Annotated in this window: 24 protein-coding genes, 2 pseudogenes and 1 riboswitch; of the genes and pseudogenes, 3 read left to right on the top strand and 23 right to left on the bottom strand. The window is 36.7% G+C overall.

All coding sequences use genetic code 11. The features are described 5' to 3' along the window. Positions 1 to 79: 79 nt before the first annotated feature. The 16 genes and pseudogenes from M2139_RS09490 to M2139_RS09415 form a co-directional block, all read right to left on the bottom strand. A complete protein-coding gene (locus M2139_RS09490; RefSeq protein ID WP_280738599.1) occupies positions 80 to 925 on the bottom strand; it encodes a mannose/fructose/sorbose PTS transporter subunit IID in 846 nt (281 codons plus the stop codon). Positions 926 to 937: 12 nt separating this feature from the next. Further along, a complete protein-coding gene (locus M2139_RS09485; RefSeq protein WP_280738598.1) occupies positions 938 to 1,741 on the bottom strand; it encodes a PTS mannose/fructose/sorbose transporter subunit IIC in 804 nt (267 codons plus the stop codon). Positions 1,742 to 1,788: 47 nt separating this feature from the next. Beyond that, positions 1,789 to 2,277, bottom strand: coding sequence for a mannose/fructose/sorbose PTS transporter subunit IIB (locus tag M2139_RS09480; RefSeq protein ID WP_280738597.1), 489 nt, complete (start codon positions 2,275 to 2,277; stop codon positions 1,789 to 1,791). A 2-nt stretch (positions 2,278 to 2,279) separates the two neighbouring features. Further along, entirely contained in the window at positions 2,280 to 2,696 is a 417-nt protein-coding gene (locus M2139_RS09475) for a PTS sugar transporter subunit IIA (RefSeq protein WP_280738596.1), read from the bottom strand. 1 nt (position 2,697) lies between these two features. Beyond that, a complete protein-coding gene (locus tag M2139_RS09470; RefSeq protein ID WP_280738595.1) occupies positions 2,698 to 3,495 on the bottom strand; it encodes an SDR family oxidoreductase in 798 nt (265 codons plus the stop codon). 230 nt (positions 3,496 to 3,725) lie between these two features. Beyond that, positions 3,726 to 4,685, bottom strand: a complete 960-nt coding sequence (locus tag M2139_RS09465; protein ID WP_280738594.1) for a sugar-binding transcriptional regulator — start codon at positions 4,683 to 4,685, stop codon at positions 3,726 to 3,728. Between the two features lie 123 nt (positions 4,686 to 4,808). Further along, complete coding sequence (locus M2139_RS09460; RefSeq protein ID WP_280738593.1) at positions 4,809 to 5,576, bottom strand: ABC transporter ATP-binding protein; 768 nt, start codon at positions 5,574 to 5,576, stop codon at positions 4,809 to 4,811. Next, positions 5,577 to 6,662, bottom strand: a complete 1,086-nt coding sequence (locus M2139_RS09455; protein ID WP_280738592.1) for an iron ABC transporter permease — start codon at positions 6,660 to 6,662, stop codon at positions 5,577 to 5,579. Continuing rightward, a complete protein-coding gene (locus tag M2139_RS09450; RefSeq protein ID WP_280738591.1) occupies positions 6,655 to 7,653 on the bottom strand; it encodes an ABC transporter substrate-binding protein in 999 nt (332 codons plus the stop codon). Before M2139_RS09450 ends, M2139_RS09455 begins: the two co-directional genes overlap by 8 nt. Before the next feature lie 17 nt (positions 7,654 to 7,670). Beyond that, positions 7,671 to 8,411, bottom strand: a pseudogene (locus tag M2139_RS09445) (class I SAM-dependent methyltransferase); the annotation flags it as partial. 19 nt (positions 8,412 to 8,430) lie between these two features. Then, positions 8,431 to 8,604 carry a rubredoxin gene (locus M2139_RS09440; RefSeq protein WP_280738590.1) on the bottom strand — a complete coding sequence of 58 codons (174 nt, stop codon included), beginning with the start codon at positions 8,602 to 8,604 and terminating at the stop codon, positions 8,431 to 8,433. A gap of 172 nt (positions 8,605 to 8,776) precedes the next feature. After that, positions 8,777 to 8,893: riboswitch (cobalamin riboswitch) on the bottom strand. Positions 8,894 to 9,157: 264 nt separating this feature from the next. Further along, complete coding sequence (locus M2139_RS09435) at positions 9,158 to 10,123, bottom strand: biotin--[acetyl-CoA-carboxylase] ligase (protein WP_280738589.1); 966 nt, start codon at positions 10,121 to 10,123, stop codon at positions 9,158 to 9,160. A gap of 122 nt (positions 10,124 to 10,245) precedes the next feature. Continuing rightward, positions 10,246 to 11,013 (bottom strand): hypothetical protein, encoded by a 768-nt coding sequence (locus M2139_RS09430; RefSeq protein ID WP_280738588.1) that lies wholly within the window; start codon positions 11,011 to 11,013, stop codon positions 10,246 to 10,248. 71 nt (positions 11,014 to 11,084) lie between these two features. Beyond that, positions 11,085 to 11,390: a hypothetical protein gene (locus M2139_RS09425; RefSeq protein ID WP_280738587.1), complete on the bottom strand. Its 306-nt coding sequence runs from the start codon at positions 11,388 to 11,390 to the stop codon at positions 11,085 to 11,087. Between the two features lie 19 nt (positions 11,391 to 11,409). After that, a complete protein-coding gene (locus M2139_RS09420) occupies positions 11,410 to 12,084 on the bottom strand; it encodes a hypothetical protein (protein WP_280738586.1) in 675 nt (224 codons plus the stop codon). Next, positions 12,081 to 12,602 carry a helix-turn-helix transcriptional regulator gene (locus M2139_RS09415; RefSeq protein ID WP_280738585.1) on the bottom strand — a complete coding sequence of 174 codons (522 nt, stop codon included), beginning with the start codon at positions 12,600 to 12,602 and terminating at the stop codon, positions 12,081 to 12,083. Before M2139_RS09415 ends, M2139_RS09420 begins: the two co-directional genes overlap by 4 nt. Before the next feature lie 240 nt (positions 12,603 to 12,842). Between M2139_RS09415 and M2139_RS09410 the strand changes: the two genes are divergently transcribed. Further along, positions 12,843 to 13,055 carry a zinc ribbon domain-containing protein gene (locus M2139_RS09410; RefSeq protein ID WP_280738584.1) on the top strand — a complete coding sequence of 71 codons (213 nt, stop codon included), beginning with the start codon at positions 12,843 to 12,845 and terminating at the stop codon, positions 13,053 to 13,055. A 131-nt stretch (positions 13,056 to 13,186) separates the two neighbouring features. Here the strand turns inward: M2139_RS09410 and M2139_RS09405 are convergent, their stop codons facing one another. From M2139_RS09405 to M2139_RS09395, 3 genes are all read right to left on the bottom strand, one after another. Continuing rightward, a complete protein-coding gene (locus tag M2139_RS09405; RefSeq protein WP_280738583.1) occupies positions 13,187 to 13,990 on the bottom strand; it encodes an ABC transporter ATP-binding protein in 804 nt (267 codons plus the stop codon). A gap of 1 nt (position 13,991) precedes the next feature. After that, positions 13,992 to 14,891 (bottom strand): ABC transporter permease, encoded by a 900-nt coding sequence (locus M2139_RS09400; RefSeq protein WP_280738582.1) that lies wholly within the window; start codon positions 14,889 to 14,891, stop codon positions 13,992 to 13,994. Between the two features lie 126 nt (positions 14,892 to 15,017). Continuing rightward, entirely contained in the window at positions 15,018 to 15,998 is a 981-nt protein-coding gene (locus M2139_RS09395) for an ABC transporter substrate-binding protein (RefSeq protein ID WP_280738581.1), read from the bottom strand. 648 nt (positions 15,999 to 16,646) lie between these two features. Here M2139_RS09395 and M2139_RS09390 point away from each other — a divergent pair. Next, on the top strand, positions 16,647 to 18,353 hold the full coding sequence (locus M2139_RS09390) for a hypothetical protein (RefSeq protein ID WP_280738580.1): 1,707 nt from the start codon (positions 16,647 to 16,649) through the stop codon (positions 18,351 to 18,353). Positions 18,354 to 18,502: 149 nt separating this feature from the next. Beyond that, positions 18,503 to 19,777, top strand: a complete 1,275-nt coding sequence (locus tag M2139_RS09385) for a 1-acyl-sn-glycerol-3-phosphate acyltransferase (RefSeq protein ID WP_280738579.1) — start codon at positions 18,503 to 18,505, stop codon at positions 19,775 to 19,777. Between the two features lie 53 nt (positions 19,778 to 19,830). Here M2139_RS09385 and M2139_RS09380 read toward each other — a convergent pair. From M2139_RS09380 to M2139_RS09365, 4 genes and pseudogenes are all read right to left on the bottom strand, one after another. Next, positions 19,831 to 21,644 (bottom strand): annotated as a pseudogene (locus M2139_RS09380) (ABC transporter ATP-binding protein). A 58-nt stretch (positions 21,645 to 21,702) separates the two neighbouring features. Beyond that, positions 21,703 to 23,442, bottom strand: coding sequence for an ABC transporter ATP-binding protein (locus M2139_RS09375; protein ID WP_280738578.1), 1,740 nt, complete (start codon positions 23,440 to 23,442; stop codon positions 21,703 to 21,705). Positions 23,443 to 23,833: 391 nt separating this feature from the next. Beyond that, on the bottom strand, positions 23,834 to 25,081 hold the full coding sequence (locus M2139_RS09370; RefSeq protein ID WP_280738577.1) for a hypothetical protein: 1,248 nt from the start codon (positions 25,079 to 25,081) through the stop codon (positions 23,834 to 23,836). 83 nt (positions 25,082 to 25,164) lie between these two features. Beyond that, complete coding sequence (locus tag M2139_RS09365; RefSeq protein WP_280738576.1) at positions 25,165 to 26,097, bottom strand: hypothetical protein; 933 nt, start codon at positions 26,095 to 26,097, stop codon at positions 25,165 to 25,167. Positions 26,098 to 26,124 lie beyond the last annotated feature (27 nt).

Below are 26,124 nucleotides of genomic sequence, written 5' to 3'. Positions count from 1 at the left end.
AGCTGCCGTTTATTGATATCTTTAGTGAGCTATAACCTTAACTTCCTTCATGACCACTCGTTGCCAAATTTACTTTTATTTATGCTAAAATGCCTAAACCATAACCTAAGATACCAATTGCAAACAAGACAAAAATCAATACAATCGGACTGATTTTTTTCTTCAGCAGACGCATCATTAACAAGGTTAACCCTAAAGCTAATAAGCCCGGCACCAAATCATCCAATACATTTTGAACAGTTGTAATGACTTCTTGACCATCAACGCCTTCTGTTCGAGAAACAACTAACGGAATATTAATTGTCGTCCATTTAGTCACAAGTACCCCCATGATAAATAGCCCTAAAATAGTTGCCCCTTCAGTTAATTTCTGTAATAAATTACCTGATAAATCTTTTACAATATCTAAGCCTTTTTTAAAGCCATAAGTTAAGCCAAACCATTTCATCGCAAGCCGGACTGCATTGAAAACTAAGAAGAAAATAATTGGACCAAAAACATTTCCTGTTAAAGCAAGTGAGGCACCAATCGCCGCTGCAATCGGACGTAAAGTTCCCCAAACGAGCGGATCACCCACGCCGCATAAAGGACCCATTAAACCGATTTTCAAACTATTGATTGTTCCTTCATCGATATCTGCACCGTTAGCTTTGGCTTCTTCCATTGCCATCGTTACACCGATAACCGGACCACAAACTGCTGGCGTAACATTAAAGAAAGTCATATTGCGTTTTAGGGCTGCCGCTTGGTCTTCTTTCGTATGATAAACCCGTTTAATCGTTGGAATCATATCTACACAAAACGCTAAGGCATGAATTCTTTCATAATTAAAAGAAGCTTGTTGAAAATTTGAATAAACAAAAGTTCGAATTAAATCTTGCTTCGTGATTTTTGATTGAATCTCATTTGATTGAGTTGCTTCCATGATTACTTCCTCCTAATCTTCTAACTCGTCATCTAAACTACCATCAACAGTTGCCAACATACCTTGTGCTGCTTGCTTGCTAAAATTAGGGTTTAATTGAACGTAAACCAATGCCATAATTAAGCCCACTACGCCAAAAGAAAGTAAGCTGAAGTTCAAATAGCCACCTAGAACAAAACCTAAGAAGAAAAACGGCATTAAGTATTTTACACTCATCATATTTAAAACCATAGCGTAACCAACAACTACAATAAAACCACCAGCAACTGCTAATCCACCAGTTACAACATCAGGAATCATATCTAACATATTAGTTACCATTTCAGCACTAACAAAAGCCGCTACCGCTGTTGCTGGAATCGCAACCCGTAGTGCTTGTACAAATAAAGCACTGAAATGTAAGAAAATAATTCTGCTAAAATTAGCATTTTCTGCTGCTCTGTCTGCTGCATGTTGAAACGCGACTGTAAGCGTCCGTGCAAAAACTGTTAAAACTTGACCGGCGGCTGCTACTGGTAAAGCAATCGCAATTCCGGCTTGAATATCTTGTTTTCCAACTACTACCAAAATGGTTGAAATAACACTGGCTAAAGCAGAATCGGGAGATTGGGCTGCCCCAATATTCATCCACCCTAATGCAATTAACTCTAAAGTGCCGCCTAAAATGACACCTGTTGTCAAATCCCCTAAAATTAAACCGACAACGGTACAAGCAATCAATGGTCGATGGGTTTGAAACTCATCAAGCACACTCCCTGCACCACAGACACATGAAAAAAGAAAAATTAAAATAATTTGTATCACTGATAATTCCATTTTTATCCTCCTCAATTTATCGCTTATTGTTTTATAATTGCATCTTTTTAAAATCCTGCTTCTTTCAGTTTTTCTTCAAAGTTACCTTTTGAATCAGTTGCTACTACCCGAAGATCTAATTCCACGCCTAATTCAGCTAATTTACGAAAAGCAACAACATCTTTACTATCTACTGAAACAGCTTTTGTTACTTGGGTCCGACCATCCCTAAAGTGCATACCACCAATATTAATTGTTTTAATTGGCACACCTGCTTGAACCATTTCGACAACCTCAGTTGGATTAGTAAATAAGTAAAAGACAGTTTCTTTAGCGTATTTAGGATTGTTATAGACCTTTACTGCTTTTTCAACATTGACAATGTTTGCTTTAATTCCTGGAGGTGCTGCTTGTTTAACTAATGTTTTACGAATTTCATCATTGTCTACTTCTTCACTTACCACGATAATTCGACCAGCACCTGCTTCTTTTGCCCAAACAGTGGCTACTTGTCCATGAATCAACCGATCATCAATTCTTGCTAATTTGATTTCCATAATTAAAAATCCTCCTCTTCTTCTATTTCTTGACCTTTAAAAGAACGAACCGTTTGCATTGATACCTCCTTTAATATTTCTGCTATTTCTTTAATATTAGTGTTATCAATCATGCTGGCTACTTCTAAAACCAGCGGTAAAGACATTCCTGAAACAACTTCGTATTCTTTCCCTTTATCTTCCATGCAAATTGCACAACTTGCATTATAGGGCGTGCCACAAAATAAATCCGCCAATATTAAGACTTGCTCTGTAGAATCCGTAACTGCCTGATTTATTTTTTCTTTAAGGCTATCTAAGCCGTCTTCTTTACAAAACTCGACAGCGGAAAACTTTGGCAACTCTCCAAAAATCATTTCTACCGAATTTTTCATTTCTAGCGCTAATTTGCCATGAGCAACTAAAATAACTTGCTTCATCTTATCCCCTCGTCTTTCCACCAGCGATATTCACAGTTACACCGCTAATATAACTTGAACGATCTGACACAAAGTACGCAACTAAATCAGCAACTTCCGCCAATTTGCCACTACGACCTAACGGAATGGTGCTGGTTTTGCTATATCCAGATCGTAAATCATCTACCGAAATTCCGCGAGTATAGGCTAACGCAGTTTCATAAGCAAGTGTTCGTAAACCCGTTTCTTCCATAATGCCGGGTGCTATTCCGACTACACGAACACCTTTTTTACCTAATTCTTTTGCCCACGAACGAGTAAAACTGTTAATTGCAGCTTTTGTTGCAGCATATGCACTTTGTCCTTCCGAACCTTCTAATCCGCTTTCAGAAGACATATTAATAATTACACCTGAACCTTTTTCAGTTAAGATTCTGCCCACAGCCTGGCTGACTAAATACACGCCTTTTTGATTAATCGCTACTATTTTATCAAAAACTGCATCATTCAATTCATATTGCCCATGGGCATTTGCCGCATCCGCTAACAAAGCCGGCATATTAATCCCTGCATTATTAACAACCGCATCAACAGTGTCATAAGCTTCAATAGTCCGCTCCAGCATCGCTTCTACAGAAGTTCGTGAAGATACATCAGTTTTAACGAAAAGTAAATTTTCATGAGTAAAGTTTCCCGTTTCTAAATCTGCATTCACTACTTTACAACCTAATTCGCAAAGTTCAGTGACAATCGCTAAACCGATTCCTGATGAGCCACCTGTCACAATAACAACTTTTCCTTCAATAGCTAACCAATTCATTTCCATCATCCTAACATTTGTGATTTTGTTTTAACTTTTGTGACTTCATTATAAGTGAAACGTTTTCTTTTTGTCAATAACTTTTTTCACTTTTTTTACACGATGTTCACATTTGTGCTAAAAGGTATAAAAAAATACAGAGAATTATTACTAAAAAAGTAAAATTCTCTGTATTTTTTTATATAGAACTCTCTCAAATTCAAATTTTATAACAAAAGATCAAGTCACTTTTAGATCGTTTGTTTTTCATCTAACATCAAAATTTCTCGAGCTGTTTCTGCTGTGGTTACTAAAACATTAACATAGCGCCCACGTAATGCACCTAGAATCGCTAATGCTTTATCTTTAGATTCAGCAATCCCGATACGGATTTTAATTTGTAACAAATCTTCTAAACTCGCCCCAATAATTCGTTCATCTAAATCACTAAGCACATGTTCTCCTTGGCTATTATAAAACTTCGAAATAACATCGCCGACTACTTCTTGTTGCGTTAACTGATTTAACATATCATCCCCATAAAAATCAGTCCAAGCCCGCCGACCGCTTAAATGTGGACTACCAATACCAAAAATTGCAATATCAACTTTTTTCCAGTGCTCAATTAACTCTTGATTAAAAGGATTATTCATTAATGCTTCCTTAACTTCTTTTGACTCCGGAAATGCGGGCGCATCAATTAACAAAGCTCGACCATTCAATTTTTTAGCCGCTTCATAGGTAATTGTATTTACATGATAATCACTAATTAATCTACCAGCTGGCCCCCCAATTAAAGGGATACATAAAATATCTTTATAATTTTTCGGACTCATATTTGTTGCAAAGGCAGAAAGTGTTCCTCCCCAAGAAAAACCAATCATTTGTTGGTCTTCTAAGATGGAAGTTAGATATTCATCAGCTGTTACAGCTACCATTGATAGACGTTGCTCTTCAGCAACTTCTGATGAAACTTGAACCACACTGGCTCGCTCTAATCCAAATTTTTCCTGTAATTTTTTTTCCAGTTCATACGCCTCGTCTTTATCATAATTAATTGTAACTTGCACAATCCCTTCTTCACGAGATTTTTTTAATAACCGACTTATCGTTGAACGATGAATATTCAGCTCTTTAGCAATTTGACTTTGATTTTTATCTTCTTGATAGTACATTTCTGCTATTTTAATCAGCAGTTTGTCTTCGTTCATAAAACGCCTCCTACTAATTTTTTCCATTATATCACATTTTTGAATTTATAATCACAAAAACTTCATGGTTTCTTTTTAACAAAAAAAGAGCTAAACCATTAAAACGCTTAGCTCAACAAATTTTTACATTTTCATTCGATAAACAATCTGCAACTGATTTTCTAGCTGATAGACTTTACATTCTACTTCAAAAACTTCTTGAATCAGCTCTGCAGTTAAAATTTCCTTAGGTGCACCCGCAGCTTGAATCAAACCATCTTTTAATAAATATAATTGATCACAATAATTAGCTGCTAAATTTAAATCATGAATCACGGCAATCACTGTTAGCTTTAAATTTTTTACTAAGTTTAAAAAATCGATTTGGTTCTTTACATCTAAATGATTCGTCGGCTCGTCTAAAATTAAGCATTCTGCTTCTTGTGTCAAAGCTCGCGCTAGTAAAACCCGCTGTTTTTCGCCACCAGATAACTGCGCAAAAGCCACATCTTTATAGGCAGATAACCCCACTGCTTGCAAATTTTTTAAAGCAATTTCAATATCTGCTTTAACATTTCCTTGCCACCATTCTTTATAAGGCTCCCGCCCCATTAAAACGATATCCAAAACATTAAAATCAAAAGAAACTTCACTGATTTGTGTAACTACTGCGTTATGTTTCGCAATTTCTCTGGCCTTCCAGTTTTTTAAGTCTTTTTCAAAAAAATGGACATTTCCTTGATAACCTTTGATTTCTTTATAAAGACATTTCAAAAAAGTCGTTTTCCCACTACCATTTGGACCAATGATCCCAATAAAACAATCTTTTTCTAAAGTTAAGTTAAGTTTTTTCAAAATGGTCTTATGATTTAATTCCACTATTAAATCTTTAATTTGATAGCTAGCCCTCATTTATTTTCCCCCTCTCTTTTGGGGATTTTGCATCACTAAGTAAAGAAAGAAAGGTGCACCTATCGCCGAAACGATGATACCAATAGGGATTTCCGAACCTTTAATAATCATTCGTGATAAAACATCTGTCCAAATCAGAAAAATTGCTCCAAATAAGATGGTAACAGGTACCATCCGACGATGATTAACCCCTACTAAAATCCGCGTAATATGAGGAACTACTAAACCAACAAAACCAATAATTCCGCAAGCATAAACCACAAAGCCACATAAAATAGACACCAACAGAATATATAAAATTCTAAAATAGAAATTCTCTCGTCCTAATGTTCGTGCTGTCTCATCTCCTAAAAGCATTAAGTTTAAAACACGAGATTGAAAACAAAAGAATAGGCAAATAACCAAAACTAATGGCAATAAAACTTTTAACAATTGCCAATTAGCCGCCGTCAAACTCCCTAACAACCAAAAATTCAAGGTCTGCATGCCTTCTTTTCGCCCCGAGATAAAGACAATAAAGCTCGATAAAGCCGAACACAAGGAGCTTAATGCCACCCCAACTAATAATAATCGGGAAATCCCTTCCCGATTGCGAAAATTCCCTAAAAACAAAACGATTAGAGAAGCCAGTAGCGCTCCTAAAAAAGCACAAACACCAATATAATTAGCTCCAAAAGAAATCCCGACACCTAACATAATCGACAAGGTAGCTCCTAAAGAGGCCCCTGAGGAAATTCCTAAAACGTAAGGATCTGCCAAAGGATTTCGTAAAATAGCTTGCATAACCGTTCCCGTCAACGCCAGACTGGCTCCCACTGCGGTAGCCAATAATACTCGCGGTAAACGAATCATCCAAACAATATCAATCCAGCCACTATCAACCCCTGCTAAAATTGCTGAGTTATCTGTTACTTGTCCATAAATAATTTGATAAACCATTTGCCAAGAAATATTTACCGAGCCAAACGTTATTGAGTAGACAATTGAAAACAGTAATAATAAACTTAATGCAATCACGATTAAACTAAATTTCCAATGAGCTTTTTGATAGTGTTGTAGCTGGCTTTCAGTTGTTTGCTTATTCATATAAATCTGGGTATAAACCCTTAGAAATCGTCACAATACCGTCAAACGTCCGAATCCCAGTTGCATATACTTCACTTAAAACAATCGGTTCAACCCGCTGATTTTTAACAGCACTTAAATTTTGTAGACTTTCGTTTTCAGTAAAAGAACTGACCGCCTGTTCAGATTCAATCGCTTCACCAAAGTAAACTGAGAAAATAACTTCTGGATTCAAAGCAACTAACTCTTCTTTACTAATCGTGCCATTTTTATCCATCACTAATTCTGCGCCAACTTGTTGTGCCATATCGCCACCAATACTGTCAGCACCATAAACACGATACATTCCATCTTTTGCTACTTCAACAATAATCGCTTTGACTTTTTCTTTACCCTCAACAAAATCCTTAGCTTTGGCTATTTCTGCTTCCATTTCCGCGATAATTTCTTCACCGCGTTCTTCTACTTTAAAAATTTTAGCAATATTGCGGATATCTTCATATTCGTGAGCTAAAGTATTGGGTGTTTGAATACCGCTATTTTGAGCGATGTAAGTATTAGTACCTCGTTCATTCCAGAAATAAATATCTCCTAATTTTTCTGGTCCAAAGTACGAGTACCAACTAAAAATAAAATCAGGATTCAAACCTAAAATTTCTTCTTTCCCTGGTGAAACATCATAATATTGAATATCTGCAAATTCTGCTTGATATTCTGGCTTCACATCTGTATCTAGTTGCGCTGTCGCTACTAAATGATCTGCCAAACCTAAAGCTAGCATAATTTCAATTGGACTTTGATAAACTGCTACTACTCGCTCCGGAACTTTTTCAAAAGCCAATTCTACAGGATTTTTTACAAAATCATAAGTTGTAATCAGCGTTTCTTCAGTTGTAGTAGAACTAGTTGTTGAAGCAAGCGTCTCAGAGCTGCTGCTAGTTTCCGTGCCTTTGTTGGTACCACAAGCAGTTAGTAAAAAAACAGTTGATAATAATAAACAGATTTTTTTCATAAGGTTTCCTCTTTTCTTTATTTTTCTTTTAGTATTAAAACTTTTTTGCTGATTTGCGGGTGAGAATTTGGTAGTGGATAACCACCATCTACCCAAAGAAAATTATTCCCTGTTGTATCTGGAAAATGAATTTCTTTTGCTACATCAAGCACTCTCTCCAATTTTAAATTACCTGGTAAAGCTTCAATAATATCTGTTTCTGAAAGGATTTTTAACTCCCGGGTCACTCGATATTTCTCAGTAGCATAACCAGCTACAAATTTCTCCAGTTGATTTGTATAGCGAAGAGTGGCCTTTTCTTCATTCGTTATTAGCTGAACTTCCATCATATATTCTGTTTGTAAATTTGCTAGTTTACTGCGTTGATAGTTAATCGTCTTTGTTAATGGCATTAGTAACTCCACCCAAATGCTGCCACCTTTTTTTAACAACTGAGTAGCTTTAGTAAAAACAGTCTGCAAATCACTTTCCCAAAATAATTCTTGCAAAAGATTATCTGAAAAAATTAAACAGTCGTATTTTTGTTGTGTCGTCATTTGTTGATAATCGCCTGTAATTAGCTGAAAATCAGTATTTTCTGTTAATTTTTGTCTTTGCATTTCAGCAATCATTTGCGGACTACGCTCTAAGGCGGTCACTTTCAAATTTTTCTGTAATAATTCTCTGGTTACTCGACCTGTTCCTGCACCAACATCTAAAATTTTCATCATCGTTTTTATCTGCAATTGCTCCATAAATAAATCCGCATGCCAACGTCCGCTAAAAAAATTATACGTTTCAGCTTCTAATTTGTGAAATTACCTGATAGCGTTGTAAATTACGCATCCCGCAAGTATGACATAAAGAATTTTTCAAATCTTTGAGTTGCGTTTTAGGCGGAATGCCGTTTTTACTATCTCCTTGTTCCTCATCATAAATAAATTGACACGTCTTACAAATAAATTGACTCAATAAATCCCCCCCATTCATAAATGAATAGCCAAAGGAAAAGAAAAAACGCCTCAAACAATGTGAAAACACAAAGTTCGAGACGTAATCATGCTAAATAAACTATTGTGCTAGTCACAACAGCTTTCAGCCATAAAAATCTTCCCAATCCAATTTTTCCACTCACAATCAACCAAGGTATCCTGACTTTGCTTCGTCCTACTCTCTGACCTTCCCGTTAAGTGGTCTCTTTTCGATTTCGTCTGCTTATACAGTAGAAAGGGGCTGTTGAGGACTCTCACCTCATTCCCTTCATTGAATGCGCTATCTATTCAGTTACTGTTATTATACTCAGCTCTGACAAAAAAACTATCGCGATTGTAAAAGACAGCAAAAATTTCATATAAGCTGGAAAATTCTGGCAGAATAATGTTAACAAGATTGGATTCTATTTTTGTAATGTGGAATGGGGCTGTTATTTTTAACCAATCTTAAAATACAGCAAAAAACTACAGAATAACAAAAAAACTTCCATTTCACACCGAAACAGAAGTTTTATTATTATTCTCTAACCCACTTATCTTTCAATACTCGCTAAACTAATTTCCCCTGAAGATAAAACCATCGCTGCACCATCGACGTCCACCACTAACTCACCAAGATTTGTAATTGAGGTAGCCAAGCCTTCATAAGTCGTTCCTTGTTTAACAAAAGAAACTTTTTTCCCTAAGACAAAGGATTTCTCGCGATAAATTTTAATAGCATTTTGTGGCTCCTCTAATAAAGTGAAAAACTGGTTGATAATTTCTGCCATTAATTGATTACGGGTGCAATCTGTTTGCCCATCTGGAAAAATCGAAGTAGCTCTTGCTTGTACTTCAGGCGCAAAATCTTGTTGGGGAATACTGAAATTGATGCCGGCGCCGATAATAATATGAGAAATTTGCATGGTTTCCACATCGCTCATGGCTTCCGATAAAATCCCACAGATTTTTTTGCCGTTTAAATAAATATCGTTAACCCATTTTATTTCAGTAGCAACAGCCGCGATTTTATCAATCGCTTGAGCAATCGCCACCGCCATAATTACGGTGTATTGCGGCAACTCTTCAAAGCTGCGATAAGGATTTAGCAACAAGCTAAAGTATAAACCTTGCGAAGGTTTCGCAAAAAACGGCCGACCAAAGCGGCCTTTCGCTGCCGTTTGGGTGTCCGCCACAAATAAAGCAGTGGGGGGATTACTTTCAATCGCTACTTTTTTTGCATCAATCATGGTTGAAACTGATTCGTTAAAAACTTGAATTTCCTCTAACCACTCAGGTTTTAGCAAAGCCTGCTGAATTTCTTTGACTGATAAAACATCAGCAGCCACTAAACGATAACCTGTGGCTTCGTGCTGAATTTGATAGCCAGCTTTTTCCAATTCTTTAATGGCTTTCCAAATGCTCGTTCTTGAAATAGCCAGCACTTGCGCCATTTTTTCACCAGAAACGGTGGTATTGCTTAATTGCAAAATTTCTAAAACTTTTTCTTTCGTCGTCATATTTACCTCGCTACTTGCTTTTTAGCCGCATTTGTTATTGCTTCTAGTGTAGCAGATTTCTGCAGCTTTTGGGATAAAAAAACTGCCTAACAACTAAGAAATCGTCATTAGGCAATTGTTAATTATTTTTTATAAACGGTATTTACATCACCATAAATATAGTGGTTCCCTTCTGGACGCATCCAAAAAGCTTGCGGACCAGGGACTTTCACATTGTATCTTTTTTCAAATTCAGCAACATCCCAGCTGACTAAAGTATTAGCTCCTGAAGAATTTATTGCTGTTGCAACATAAGATTTTCCGCCAGCAATGATTTCATTTTTAGCGAAAGCTACCCGAATAACTGAACCGTCATATTTATTGGTTCCTTGGAAGTTTCCCCGAATATTTGCTGGTACAACTCCGGTAGAAGTATCGACATTTTCTGCGTACCAACCGATTCCTTCATATTCCCAACCAATTTTTTTCAACTGATCGACTTCTGCTTGATTAGCAGTGTAATGATGGGTGCCGGTTTTGGCATTAGGATTGTATAAACGATACATCGGCACTCTTTGTTGCGAATCAGAATACCAGCCAATATTTTCTTCTTTCCAACCGGAATTTTTTAACATTGTCACTTCGTTTTTATCACGCGTATAGTGATGGTCACCAGCATTAGGATTATACATCCGATAAACAGCTTCACCACTGCTTGGTGCTAACCAAGCCACATCTTCATAATTCCAGCCTTTCGTAAATAAGCTATCCCGCTCAACCCAAGCTTCTGTATAAAAATGCTCCCCATTATTGGGGTTGTATAAACGATACATTTTTGTGCTTGCTTCAGCTTCTTGACTTACTGCAAAGATTCCAACAATGGCAACCAAACCAAATAGAATTTTTTTCATGTAAATTGCTCCTTTCTTTTATCTAAGTATATTATACCTGATTTTCTTTCAAAAGAAAGCCTTTTCGTTTTTTAATAAAAAAATTCATCAATAATTCTTTTTACTTCTACGACTTGTTTATCTAGCAGTAAGTGGGCGGGCACTTTAATTTCAGGGATATTCCCTTCATTTAAAATCGGCATAAACGGCTCAGGAATAATTAGCGCATCAACAGTCTGGTTTTTTAATGCTTCCTCCCATTTGAAGGTTACTTCATAAGTATCAGCTAACGCTGCCTGAAGTTTTTTCTCCAAATCTTTAGTATAAGGTAGCCCGCCAATATAAGTCACACTAACTAATTGTTTTCCATATAAAACAAAGGCGATTTTTTTCATCATAAAACCTCCAAACTATTTTTTATCTAAATAACACTAATAATAATAAAATAAACCAAGTGGCAGCGCCGATTCCTAATAAAGACCATTCCGTTTGATAAGATTTCTTTTCAAAAGCTTCTGGGGTAACTTTGATTATTTTTACTTCTGGAAAATTGATTGCCAAATATTTATTATAAGAATACGCTCGCGGCGTTAAAGCCACCGTTATATTTTTTTGTTTTTGAGTTAAAAGTTCTTTTAACTCAGCAAAAGGCACTACATTCCAATAAATTGTCGGCTGGTCCCGCATTAACATTCGCAGAGCATCAGCAGAAAACTCACCTAACTGCGCCAATTGTTTTTGGGAAATCATAACTGGCGCATCATTTAAAACATAGCCAGTAGTGCACCCCATAACGGCGCCTTTAGCCGCCATCATCCGCATAAAATCTTCTTGTGGCACCGAAATTAATCGAATATCAGGAAACCAGGCTTGAACTTTCCTCAAATGCAGCTGGGCAATCGGCGTAACAGCCACAGCTTCAAAATCATCGCTAGCTTGTAGCTTATAAAAAGGCTGGCTTTCCCAAGTATAATCAGGGTAATTTAGCTGCAGATAATTTTTTAAACGGGGTAAATAATTTTGATCTTGTTGCGCCCATTGTAGACTGTTAAAGGGTTGCTCCCCTAAAGTGATAATCAGACCTTTTTTCATTGAAGTGGTCCTCCTCCACCAAAGAGTGCAGTTTGTGCTGTTACGCTAGCAACAATCGCCATTGCAAAGAAAACCCATACGTAAAAAACAATATCGTAGGTATCTTCCCCTTGACCAAATAAATTGGCTAAGCGTTTGGTTTTTCGCATATAATTTATCGTAATTCCAAAACCACCTAAAGCATAAAGTAACAGCAACAAAGTAGATTGAACATTTAAAACAATTTGTAAAACCACCAGTAACACCGACCAAATTCCTAACAAAATGACACTAGCTTTATCTAGCTGCGATTTCAACAGTGGTTTCTTCATTTCTCCAGATCCCTTCTGATTTACTAACTCATCAATCGAAAGTTTAAATAATTCACTTAATAAAATTAAATTTGCCAAGTCCGGTTGACCTTTGTCGTTTTCCCAATTGGAAATAGATTGACGGGAAACGCAAATTTTCTTCGCTAACTCATCTTGCGTTAATTGTTGGGCATTACGTAATTCTTTTAACCTTTTACCAAAAGTCATCGTCCTCATCCTTCACTCACATTTTTACAAGCTCATCATACCAAATTTTTTTAGCAATTAGTGGGAAACGCAAAATTTTCTTTGTCAAAATCAATTGACAGACTGCTATCAAGCTTTCCGTAATATTTATCCGCCTAAATAAGCAGCTAAAAATCAGTCTTTCGGTGGAGTCTTTTTTTCAAAAAAACGCTATACTATAAATATAAAGTTAAAGCTTACAACTAAAGGAGAGAAATTATTATGGAGAAAAAACAGTATATTTGCGAGAAGTGTGGCAACACCCATTATGAGTCAGATCAGTTTCAAGCAACCGGGGGCAATTTTGCAAAAATTTTCGATGTGCAAAATAAAAAATTCATCACTGTAAGTTGCAGCCAGTGTGGTTATACTGAATTGTATAAAGCTCAAAATTCTGACGGCTGGGATATTTTAGACTTTTTAATTGGTAACTAATTAAAGCTACGCAAATAAAACAAAAATCCTCAAGACACTTAACCTTCAATGAAGTGTCTTGAGGATTCTTTTTGCATAGGGAACTTTGAATGCCTAGCTATTGAAAATAAAAAGTAAGTTGTAAGGGGGGGTTATGCTAATAATAGCTGGTCATCCTTTAACTCAGTTCCGCTATTTTTATGGAATAAATCCATCAACTCAGCTACAGTTAAATCCTGTTTTTGAGATTGAGGAAGGTCCACCACGATTTGTCCTTGATGTAGCATAATTAAACGATTGCCATAGCGAATGGCATCTTCCATATCATGAGTCACCATAAAGGCGGTTAATTGCTGCTCATGAATAAGTTTTTCGGTTAAGCTCATCACCGTTAAAGAAGTTTTCGGATCTAAAGCCGCCGTATGTTCATCTAATAAAATTAATTCTGGCCGTTGCAAAGTCGCCATTAACAGCGTAATTGCTTGCCGCTGCCCGCCAGAAAGTAACCCAATTTCTGTACCTAAACGATTTTCTAAGCCTAAATTTAAAGTGGCTAATTGTTCTTTGAAAAACGCCCGGTTTTTATTTTTAACACCGGCACTAAAACCGCGGTTTTGCCCCCGTTTTAAAGCTAGCGCCAAATTCTCTTCCACTGTTAAACGCACTGCTGTCCCCATTTTAGGATCTTGAAAGACTCGGCTCACTTGGCTTGAACGCTTCATCACGGATCGTTTCGTCACATCTTTGCCGTTTAACATCACTTTACCAATTTCTGTGGATAAAGTACCGGCGATACTGTTTAACAATGTCGATTTACCAGCGCCGTTACCACCAATAATCGTAATAAATTCGCCGGGATTCATAGTTAAGTTAATGCCTTTTAAAACGTGGTTTTCATTGACGGTGCCTTTTTCAAAATAATGATGTAAATTGCTAATTTCTAATACTGGAGTCATCTTAAGCGTCCCCTTTCTTACGAGTACCAAGGCCTAATTTTTTACGCACTTCTGGTAAAGCTAAACAAACCGCTAATACTAAGGCTGAAGCCAATTTTGAATCGCTGGCTTGCACATTAGCGCTAAAGACTAAAGCTAAAATAAAGCGATAAGCGGTCGCTCCTAAAACAATCGTTAGCAACCGGAATAATAGCGGCTGATTACGGAAAATTACTTCGGCGATAATCACGGAAGCTAAACCAATCACGATTGTACCGGTTCCGGAATTTAAATCGGCAAAGCCATTATTTTGAACTAATAAAGCACCCGCTAAAGAAATACAGCCATTTGATAACATATAACCGATTAATTTCATATTATCCGTATTAATTCCGTTGGCTTCACTCATCGCAATATTATCGCCAGTGGAACGAATTGCTAAGCCGATTTCGGTTTTGAAAAATAAAACTAACAAAGTAATCACCAAGGCAACTACCACACAACCCGTAATAATTACCACTAATTCTTTGGATAAACCACGTTTTTGTAATAGGCTAAAAATCGTATCTTCACCAATTAAAGCTAAGTTAGGTGCCCCCATCACGCGAGCCGTCACCGAATATAAACCAGTCATGGTAATAATTCCGGCTAAAAGAGCAGGGATTTTTAATTTCGTATGCAATAAACCACTAACTAAACCAGCAGCTGCGCCACCTAAAAAGCCTAAAATGCAAGCGACAACCGGTGAAAGGCCATTGACAATTGAAATCGCCGCAATCCCGCCACCTAAAGGATAACTCCCTTCCGCTGTTAAATCAGCAATATCTAAAATTCGATAAGTTAAAAATACGCCAATCGCTAACAAGGACCATAAAAGCCCTTGGGCAAAAGAACTAGTTAATAAAGAAAATAAATTACTCATAATTGCAAACTCCGTCCTGATTCGTTTTGATAGTTTGATTTTGTCACTGTTTGACTATGTAACTGCTAGCGACTGAGATTTTTTTCAAATTATGTTTAAGCAATTTCTCAATCGCTATTTTTTTGTTTATTCTGGTGCGACAATGCTGTCAGGGTCAATCCCTAAAGCTTCCGCCATTTCAGTATTAACAATTAATTCTAATTCTTTAGCAGATTCAACTGCGGTATCAGCTGGTTTGGCTTTGCCATCTAAAATTTTCGCTGCCATCTCGCCGGTTTGTTTGCCTAAAGAATGGTAGTTGATGCCATAAGTCGCCAAACCGCCGTCGGTTGTTTGTTCAACCGAACCTGTGATAACTGGTGTTTTAGTTGTTTTGGCAACTTCGCCGACAATCGCAGCAGCGCTGGCAAAAGTGTTATCAGTCGGCACATAAATAGCATCGACATTTTTCGCTAAAGCTTCGGTTACTTGTTGTACGTCATTGGTGGTAGTAGCAGTTTTAACTTCTACCTTAATGCCAGCTTTTTCTAAAGCAGCTTGCGCTAAGTCAGCCTGTAATTTAGAGTTTGATTCTCCTGAGTTGTACATAATGCCCACTGTTTTAGCTTCAGGAACGATATTTAATAATAAAGCAATTTGTTTTTCAATCGGAACCATATCGGTTGTACCGGTTAAATTGCCACCAGGTTCTTCGTTGCTAGCGACTAATTTGGCATCGACTAAATCCGTTACCGCTGTTACCACAATCGGAATTTCAGTTGTTTGATTAATCAATGATTGCCCTGATAAAGTTGCAATCCCTAATAATAAATCAGGCTTATTATTTACTAATTGTTGACTCATACTCATTAAATTATCTTGGCTGTTTTGCGCATTTTGAAATTCAATTTTTAAATTTTCTCCTTCAACATAACCGCCTTCAGCTAAACCTTCTACAAAGCCTTCATAAGCAGCATCTAAAGAACCGTGCTCTACTAATTGTAAAACACCTACTTTTTTCATTTCATCGCTGTCGCCACTTTTTTCAGTTGCACTTCCGCCATTACCGCAAGCTGCTAATGTTAAACCCGCCGCAGCTGCTATCCCTAATAAAGCTAATTTTTTCATCTTTTTTCCTCCTAATTGGTATTGAAAGTTTGCTTCCCTAACCATTTCTTTAAAATTGAAAACAAAAAGTCCATTTAGACAATTCATCTAAATGGACGGAAATACGCAATCAAAAAATTACTTATTTAGCCACTTAGCGAATTTTCTACGTGGCGTTTTTGTTCAAGACAAAATCCTCTAGCCATCATAGATACAAACCATTGGTTCTGTTTGCACCCACAATGTTGTGAATACAAACCTATCTAAAATAGCTAAAGTAATACATGTTATTCAGCTGTGGTTGTTGTAAGTTATTCATAATCAAATCTCCTAACAGTTGAATTGTTATTTAGTATATCGTAAACAGAAAAGTTTGTCAATAAAGAAAATAATGAATTTTCAGATAATTGTTCGTTGAAACTTTTTCACCTTTTTCAAAATAAATTTCCTGTCTCTGCTTGAAAGCAACCGTTTTCCCGTAAAGTAAATAGAATTATTCACAATTCACTTAACTTTTTCTTTCAAAAGACTATTTATTAAGTCTTTGTTAAACCCGATAGTTAACTACCATTTATTACAAATTAATTTGCTAAGATAAAATACGTTCACTAAATAATTCGTAATTCAAATAAATTCTGACCATTTCAAATGTTGGAAAGGAAGATTTTTTTGCTTAAAAATATATTACAGAAAATAGTACCAGAAAAAATGACTAATAAACGAGCTTTTTGCTACTTCGCTCTCGTTTCTTTATTATTGATTTTACCGCAATTATTAACACGGAGCATGGTTATTTCCTCCGATTCGTTGTTTCACTTTAATCGCTTTTATGATGTTTCTCAACAAATCCAAGAAGGCAACTTTCAATATTTCATTAATATGTACGGCTTTCAGCAGTCTGGTCGCGTCGTTAACGCTTTATACGGGGCTTTAATGGGCTATTTGCAAGGGCTGTTGGTTTGGCTTAGTCCTTCATGGTTTGGCTATCAACTACTTTCAAATTTCTTGTTATTCTTTTTAGCTAGCAGCGCCATGTTTTTACTTTTGAAAAAATGCCAAGTGAAAAGTAATCAGGCGGTTGCCTTTAGTATTTTTTACGTGACCACTTACTCCATTCAGTATTGGGTAATTCGCCAAGGCTTTTCCAGTTGGGGCGCGGCTCTTTTTCCCTTATGTTTAATTCCAGTGGTGACGTTACTGACGCAACATAAATTAAAAGTGTTGGAAACTGGCTTTTTTGTGGCTTTAATGGCGCAAGTTCATTTATTTTCAACGGTTTTATTAGTAATTATCTATCTATGCAGTTTTATTTTCGTGATTTTTAAAGATAAACAACAAGCTAAAGACTTGTTTTCGGCAGCGATTCGAGCTGTTTTGGTTTTCATTTTACTAACTTTAAATATTTGGTATAGTTTTTACGAATTGTATACTCATAATGAAATTTTACCTCCTTTTATTAATCAAACGATTTATTTTAACACGATTACCTCTCATAGCTCTCACTGGATAACCAACTCATGGTTGTTGGTTGTAATAATTCCAACGATTACTTTTTTCAGCATTTATCATTGGCGAGCTTTGGCTAGTTTTGACCGCTTTTTGCTGATTGCTGCTTTAGGATTTTTAGCGGCAGCTACTAATTTAGTTCCTTGGAAATTTTTATCAGAAAAAGATTTAGCGATTGTTAATTTGATTCAATTTCCTTTTCGTTTTGTCGTTCCAGCGACAGTTTTATTTATAATACTGCTTGCTAGACATTACTCACAACTAGGAAAATACGCCAATAAATTCTTGCTACCTTTATTATCTTTAGTTTTAATTCAAGCTTTGACATTATCGGCAGTTGAATGTCAGGCTTGGCAAACAAAAGACGATCCTTTTAAAAGTGGCAAGCATACTTATTTAATGAGTGATGATCCTACTTTGGCAAAAGAAGCCTTCTTTTCAGCTGACAAACAAGTCGCCCTTAAGTTGATGCAAAAATCAACCCCTGACTACGTTCCGATTTATCGCCAAAGCAAGAATAATAAATATGACCAATATGCCATTAATATCATTTTCGAAAACGACAACTTCGTAAAAGAAGTCGTTGATAAAAAGCTAGTCATTCAATGGACGGGGCAAGAAAATCAAACCATCAATCTTCCGGTTGTCGTTTATCAAAATACTCAGCTAACTTTAAATGGTAAAGAATTAACTCATGCAGATTTAAAACTATCGGAAATCGGTACGCCAACCTTTGAAAACCATGCAGGTGAAAACAACTTGGTGGTAAGCTACCCTTATCCTAAATATTTTATTGCAGTCTTACTACTTTCGCTGACCCTCTTAATCCTTTTAGCCGCTTATATTCTCTACGATTTGTTAAAAAATTAACTACAAAAGCTAGCGCGCTTAACTAAGTGCTGGCTTTTTTATAAGTAAACTATTCTTTTACAGCTTTATCTTAGCCAAGCTATTGTCTTTTGGTATTTTTTCATGAATAATAAAAGAAACAAATCTTGCAGCTAAAAGGAAATATTATCATGAAATTATTTCGAAAAAAACGGCAACCGGACTTAACTCCTTTTGACCGTAAACGAAAACCACCTAAACAAAATTTATTTTTCTTACCACTGATTTGGCTGTTTTGCTGGGTAACTGGCAAAAGCAATCATTTAAAAATTCAGAAGCACAATATGCAAGGACTTAAACCACCTTATCTCGTTTTAGGCAGTCATCACGCTTTTATGGATTTTTATATTACACCCTTAGCGCTTTTTCCACAGCGGGCCAATTACATTTCTGAGTTGGATGGTTTTGAATATTACGGCGAGTGGCTCTATCGTCAAGCCGGTTGTTTAGGGACGCGAAAATTTGTGAATGATTTTGCTTTAATTAAAAATATCCAACAATCGATTAAAGAAGGCCGGATTGTGGTGATTTATCCGGAAGCCCGTTACGCCAATGTCGGTACCCACAGTCAACTTCCCACTTCAGTTGGCAAAATGGTAAAAATGCTGAAAGTACCGGTAGTGACTTTAAATATGCATGGCAATTACTTGCAAAGTCCGATTTGGAATTTGAAAAAACGCAAAAATATCCCCTTAACTACTGAAATGACCCAATTATTCACTGCTGAAGAAGTCGCTGATTTACCAGTTGAAACCTTACAAGCAAAAATCCAAGCAGCTTTAAGCTACGATGAATACGCTTGGCAAAAAGAACAACAAATCGAAATTAGCGAAACTTGGCGGGCAGAAGGTTTACATCACGCTTTATATCAATGTTGTGCCTGCGGTAGCGAATATCAAATGACTTCTGCCGGCAGCAAATTACGCTGTCAAAACTGCGAAAGTCAGTGGGAACTGTCGCCATTAGGTGAATTAATTTTAGAAACAACTAACAAAAGTTCAACCGATTTCGCCATTTCAAAAATTCATATTCCCGATTGGTATGAATGGCAACGGCAACAAGTCATTCAAGAAATCCAACGGGGAAATTATCACTTAGATATTCCTGTTAAAATTGAAGCCTTACCCAATGCTGTCAATTTTATTGATTTAGGGACAGGTCGCTTGCAGCAGCAAGTTCAAGGTTGTGATTTAACCTTTACAGATTACGGTAGCCAAGTTGAAACGACTTTGAATTTTCCTAGCGCTAGTATGTACTCCATTCATACCGAATACAATTATCGTGATAAAGGACCTTGTGTCGTTTTATCCACTTTAGATAATTCTTATTTTATTTTTCCACAAACAACGCAAGCCAACGTAACTAAAATTCAGTTTGCTGTGGAATATTTAACCGAAAACCACTAAAAAAATAAGCGTTTGACCACCTTTTTCGGTAGCCAAGCGCTTATTTTTATTTTTTAATCTAATTCAACTTTACCAGTGTACAACTGATAATACATGCCTTTTTCAGCTAATAAGCTGTCATGGCTGCCCCGTTCAATAATGCGACCGTGGTCCATCACCATAATCACATCTGAGTTTTGAATCGTTGATAGACGGTGAGCGATTACGAAAACAGTCCGTCCCGCCATCAATTTATCCATCCCTGATTGAACAATCGTTTCTGTTCGGGTATCAATACTTGAAGTCGCTTCATCCATAATCATTACCGGTGGGTCAGCAATCGCTGCCCGGGCAATCGCTAATAACTGCCGTTGCCCTTGCGATAGCCCTTCGCCGTCGCCTGAAAGTTGGGTGTCATACTTTTCAGGTAAATGTTGAATAAAGCTGTGAGCGTTAGCCAATTTAGCTGCCGCTTCCACTTCTTCATCGGTTGCGTCTAATTTTCCGTAGCGAATATTATCGCGAATCGTGTCTGAGAATAAATGCGTATCTTGTAAAACAATGCCCAGCGAACGACGCAATGAATGTTTTTTGATTTTTTTAATGTTAATGCCGTCATAACGAATTTTACCGTCTTGAATATCGTAAAAACGATTGATTAAATTGGTAATCGTGGTTTTCCCAGCACCAGTGGCACCAACGAAAGCAACTTTTTGCCCTGGTTCAGCATACAAATTAATGTCATGTAAAACCATTTTATCGCTGTTGTAACCAAAATCAACATCTTCAAAAACCACATCACCAGTTAACTGAGTGTAAGTGACGCTGCCATCTGAATGAGGATGCTTCCACGCCCATAAACCTGTGCGAGCACTGGCTTCAACAAGTTGTTCCCCTTGGCGTTCAACATTAACTAAAGTCACGTAGCCATCATCAACTTCTACTTCTTCATCTAATAAATCAAAAATCCGTTCTGCCCCAGCTAATGCCATAATCACAAAGTTAATTTGTTGTGAAATTTGGCTGATGGGTCCATTTAAAGAACGACTTAGTTGTAGAAAAGAAACTAACATCCCGACACTTAACGCCGCATTGCCGTAAATCGCTAATAAACCACCAATCACAGCGACTAAAACATATTGAATGTTCAAGAGATTCATCATAATCGGCATCAATTGGTTAGCATTTTTATTGGCATCCGTAGCACTTTGGCGTAATTCTTCATTTAAAACAGCAAATTCCGCTTTGGCTTTGTTTTCGTGATTAAAGATTTTAACCACTTTTTGGCCGTGCATCATTTCTTCAATATAACCATTTACCACCCGATATTTCTTTGTTGTTGACCAAAGAAACGGCTACTACGGTTAGCAACTGTCCGAATCACGAAAAACATCAAGCTTACTGAACAAACCACAAAGAGCGTTAAAGGAATACTTAAACTAATCATGGCAATAAAAACACTAACAAAAGTAACTAAAGCCATTAATAAGTTAGGGATACTTTGGGAAATCATTTGTCGCAGCGTATCAGTATCATTAGTAAAGTGACTCATAATATCGCCATCGGCATGAGAGTCAAAATAGCGTAAGGGTAATTTTTCTAAATGCTGAAACATTTGATCGCGGATTTTCTTTTGCGTACCTTCACTAATGGTTACCATCAATAAATTGTAAACTAAAGCCGCTAAAATCCCGGTTAAATAAATTCCCGCCATCGTGATAACCGCTTTTAACAAACCACTAAAATCGCGACTTGAAGTAGCTAGCATCGGCGTAATATATTGATCAATCACCACTTGTAAGAATAATGAGCCGCGTACGTTGGCATAGGCTGCCACTAAAATAAGTAAAATGACAACAACTAAACGTAAGCGATACATCGAAAACATAAAAGTTAATAAACGTTTTAAAGTTCTTAAAGGATTTCGTCCGATTCTTTGAATTGATTTATTCTTCACTTTGACCAAATCCTTTCTGTTGAGAATCATTGACTTCACGATAAATTTGATTGGATACTAACAACTCATCATGAGTGCCGATGCCATTAATTTTACCGTCTTCCATTACAATAATGCGGTCAGCATCTTGAATAGAAGAAATTCTTTGAGCGATAATAAAAGTTGTCGTACCTGGAATTTCTTGTTTCAAACCAGCCCGAATACTTTGATCAGTTTTCGTATCGACGGCACTGGTAGAATCATCCATAATTAAAATTTTAGGTTTTTTCAACAAAGCTCGGGCAATACATAAGCGTTGTTTTTGGCCACCGGAAACATTATTTCCCCCTTGAGAAATCATCGTGTCATATTTATCAGGGAACTCTTCAATAAAACTGTCGGCTTGGGCAATTTTACATACCCGAATAATATCTTCATCCGTGGCATTTTCATTACCCCAACGTAAATTCTCTTTAATCGTACCAGAGAATAAAGTGTTTTTTTGTAAAACCATGCTGACTTCATCTCGCAAAGTTTCTAAATCATATTCTCTAACGTCATGACCACCAACTTCCACGGCGCCAGCAGTAACATCGTATAAACGGGGAATTAATTGCACTAAGGAAGATTTTGAACTCCCTGTGCCCCCAATAATCCCGATAAATTCACCTGATGCAACACTTAAATTGGTTTTTTCTAAGGCCAATTTTTCTGCGTCATTGGCATAGCTAAAGCAAACATCTTTAAAAGCCACCGAACCGTCAGCGACATTCATCAAAGGATTGACTGGATTATGCAAATCACTTTCTTCATCTAAAACTTCAACAATCCGTTCTGCTGAAGTACGTGCCGTAATCACCATTACAAATACCATTGAAAGCATGTTTAAACTCATTAAAATTTGCATTGTATAAGTAAACATACTTACCAATTCCCCAGTTGTTAAAGAGCCATCAACTACGATTAGTTTCGCACCCAACCAAGAAAGTAAAAGCATACAAGTATAGACACAAAATTGTAAAATCGGACTATTGAAAGCCACAATTCGTTGGGCTTTTGAAAAAGCTTTATAAATATCGGTTGAAACATTATCGAATTTTTGTTCTTCAAAGTCTTCTCGCACATAAGATTTAACCACGCGAATCCCTTGTAAATTTTCCTGTATGATATTGTTTAAACGGTCATAAATCCGGAAAACTTTTTCAAATAGCGGATGAGCAAAATGAACAATTCCGAATAAACCTAGCGCTAAAACTGGTAAAACTCCCACAAAAATCATTGATAACTCACGATTAATAGTAAAAGCCATAATTAATGAAAAAGTAAAGTTCAACGGGCTTCTTACTAACATCCGAATAATCATTTGATAAGCATTTTGAACGTTGGTGACGTCGGTTGTCATGCGGGTTACTAAACTGGAACTTGAAAAACGGTCAATATTGCCAAAAGAAAAAGTTTGAATTTTCGCAAACATATTTTTCCGCAAGTTGCTGGCAAAACCAGCTGAAGCAACAGCCGCCGTCCGACCTGACATCGCTCCTAAATATAGCGCAATAATTGCACAAACAAATAAGATACCGCCTAATCTGATAATCATCCCACCGTCATTTTTTTCTATGCCTTCATCAATTAATTTAGCCATAACTAGTGGAATAATCATATCTAATACTAGCTCTAAAGCGACGTATAAGGGAGTCATCAAACTCTGCTTCTTATACTCACCAACATTGGCAAGCAATTTTTTTATCATCTATCAATCTCTCCCCTACTTAGCAAGTTAAATTTACGCCTTTCAATAAAAAAGCAGTGAAAAATTACACCTAAAATTCCGGCTTCATTTCCCCACCCATTTTTGATTTATCGTTAAATTCATTTGCTAATAATTTTTTAACCTTCTAAAGCGGAACGACTTGTTTTTATCTATAGAAAAGCAAATCAGTGCAGCTAAAATATATTATCTTTATGATAACTAAATTGGTGAAAAAAAGCTATTTGGAGCCCTTACAAGCTGACAAATACTCTCTTAATCAACTACATTTCCCTCACCCCTTTCAAATAAAACCTCCTCAACCTCATATAAATACCGGTAGCCGCCACTTTCGTCGCGCTACCGGTATTTATGAGTCTGTCTACCTTAAATGTTACAATTCAAAATCTTGATCTAAACCATCTGCTTGTTCAGCTAATTTACTAAATACATCTACCGAAGTTGTCACCATCGCTTGCAAATCTTCATTATAATGATTCAATGAAGTCCGCATCCGTTGGGCTTTGCGTTCGGCATCTTTAATAATATCAGAAGCTCGTTCTTCAGAATGTTCAATAATTCGACGGGCTTTTCGCTGTGCTTCTGATAAGATATCAGCAATTTCATCTTGAGTAATGCGAATCATTTCTTGGCTGGCAATCATTTCTGCCAATTGCGCTCGTTGTCGCTCAGTAATGACTAACAACTCTAAATATTCCTTGCTGGCTTTAGGATTATAAGCTTTATATTTTTGCTCATATTTGTTTTTCTCAGTTAACAATTCTAAGTAATCAGCTGAATCTTTAGGATTGCGGGAGCGCAAGCTAATGTTTTCTTCTAATAACGCCACATATTCTGGTGAAGTTTTAGGGTCAACAATGTGTTTAGCTTTTTCTTCCGCTAACTCTAATTGCGCTAACTCTAAAGCTTGACTGATTTTTTGAATCGTTTCTTGCTTTTTCCCAGCGTCAGTGCTTAAGATTTTTTCTTGCTCTTGGGCATCTAACAATTGCACAGATAAACGATTGCGTTCCGTTGTTAATCGAGTAATATCATTTTCTAAGTCATGAGTTCGAGCTTGTAATTCTTCTAAGTCTTCCCGTTCAACCTTGCTAGCACTTTGACGTTTCATTAAAGTGATGGCTTCTTCCAAGGTAGTAATTTGTTCTTGCAACAAATGTTGTTGGACTTTTTCATCACTTAAGGCGCTTTGAGTCGTTACCAATTGATTTTGCAAAGTTTGATTTTCACGAATAATTTGCTCATCATTGGCCGCTGCTTCACTTAATTTATCAATAAAGTTTTTAGCTGTTAGTAATTGTTGCTCTAATCGGGCACTTTTTTCTTCTAAAACACTTAATGACTGGTTCACTTGCTCAGGGTAAGCTAAATTGCCAGCGGATTGTGCTGCTTGTGAAGGACGCTTTAACTCTCCTTGCAGCCGTTTTTTTTCTTCTTCTAATTGAATGATTTGTCGCGTTAAATAACGATTTTCTTGTTCCATTGAAGCTAGCCATTCAGCTGATTCATTGGGATTGCTAAAAGTTTTTGTCGCCATACTGGCATCGCCTCCATTCTTCAAATCAAGATGTATGACATTTTTCTTTGTTTGATTTTGCTGTGAACTCTCTTTTTTACTCATGCTGATTCAAATCCTTCCAATCTCTAGCATAGCAATAACAAGCAGGCTGTCAGGGGAATTTTTCCCTCCAGCCTGCTAACTTACTACTCGCTAATTTCCAAGTTTGAATTTTCTAGTTGTTCTGATTCAGCAATTAAGCGATCCATCAGCATTAATGATTCTTGTTTAGCTTTTTCAAAATTAGCTTTGTACTCAGCAGAAGAACGTTTAAAATCGTTTAATTTCTCTTCGGCATCGGCAATCACTACTTCTGCGCGACCTTTGGCTTCATTCACTAAAGAATCAGCTCGTTGTTGGCCAGCCACTTCAATTTCATCTGCTTTGCGTTGAGCGTTAACAATAATTTCAGCCGCATCTTGATCGGCTTTTTGTAAAATTTCTTCTCGTTGCTCAGTGCCTTTACGAATAATACTCTTCGCTTGCACTTTTGCTTGCATTAAAATTTCTGCAATATCTTCACGAGTTAAACTTAAAGTAACATCTGAAACTTGGCTTTGATCATACTCCGCTTTTAACTCAGCGTATTTATCTTGTAAGATTAAATATTCAGGTGTTTTCAACACATCAGTAATTTCTGTTGATCTAGTTTCAGTCAATTTAGTCGTTAGAACGCTAATTGTAACTTCTTGTTCGTCAATTTTTTGTTCTAACTCAGCCACATCAGTCATTTTAGCTGGCTGATTTTTAAGGGCTTGGTTGGCTGCTTCTAATTCAGCAACTTTTGCTTGTAATTCGCTAATTTCAGCTAAATAATCGACGGTGTCTTCATCGTCATCTTCGAAATCTTCGTCGTCGTATTCTTCATCATCGTCGTCATCTTCAAAGTCGTCATCGTCGTCGTATTCTTCGTCATCATCATAATCTTCATCGTCGAAGTCCTCGTCATCATCATACTCATCAAATTCATCTTCGTCGTCGAAATCTTCATCATCATCAAATTCATCAAAATCGTCGAACTCATCGAAATCTTCATATTTATCTTTTTTCTTTTTACCAAAATTAAACAATGCAACCATTTTGTTACCACCTCTCATGTTTTACCT

The sequence above is a fragment of the Enterococcus sp. PF1-24 genome (genome assembly GCF_029893325.1).
Classification (GTDB): domain Bacteria; phylum Bacillota; class Bacilli; order Lactobacillales; family Enterococcaceae; genus HY326.
The sequence above is the reverse complement of the archived record's forward strand: the minus strand, read 5'-3'. Positions and strand labels throughout refer to the sequence as shown.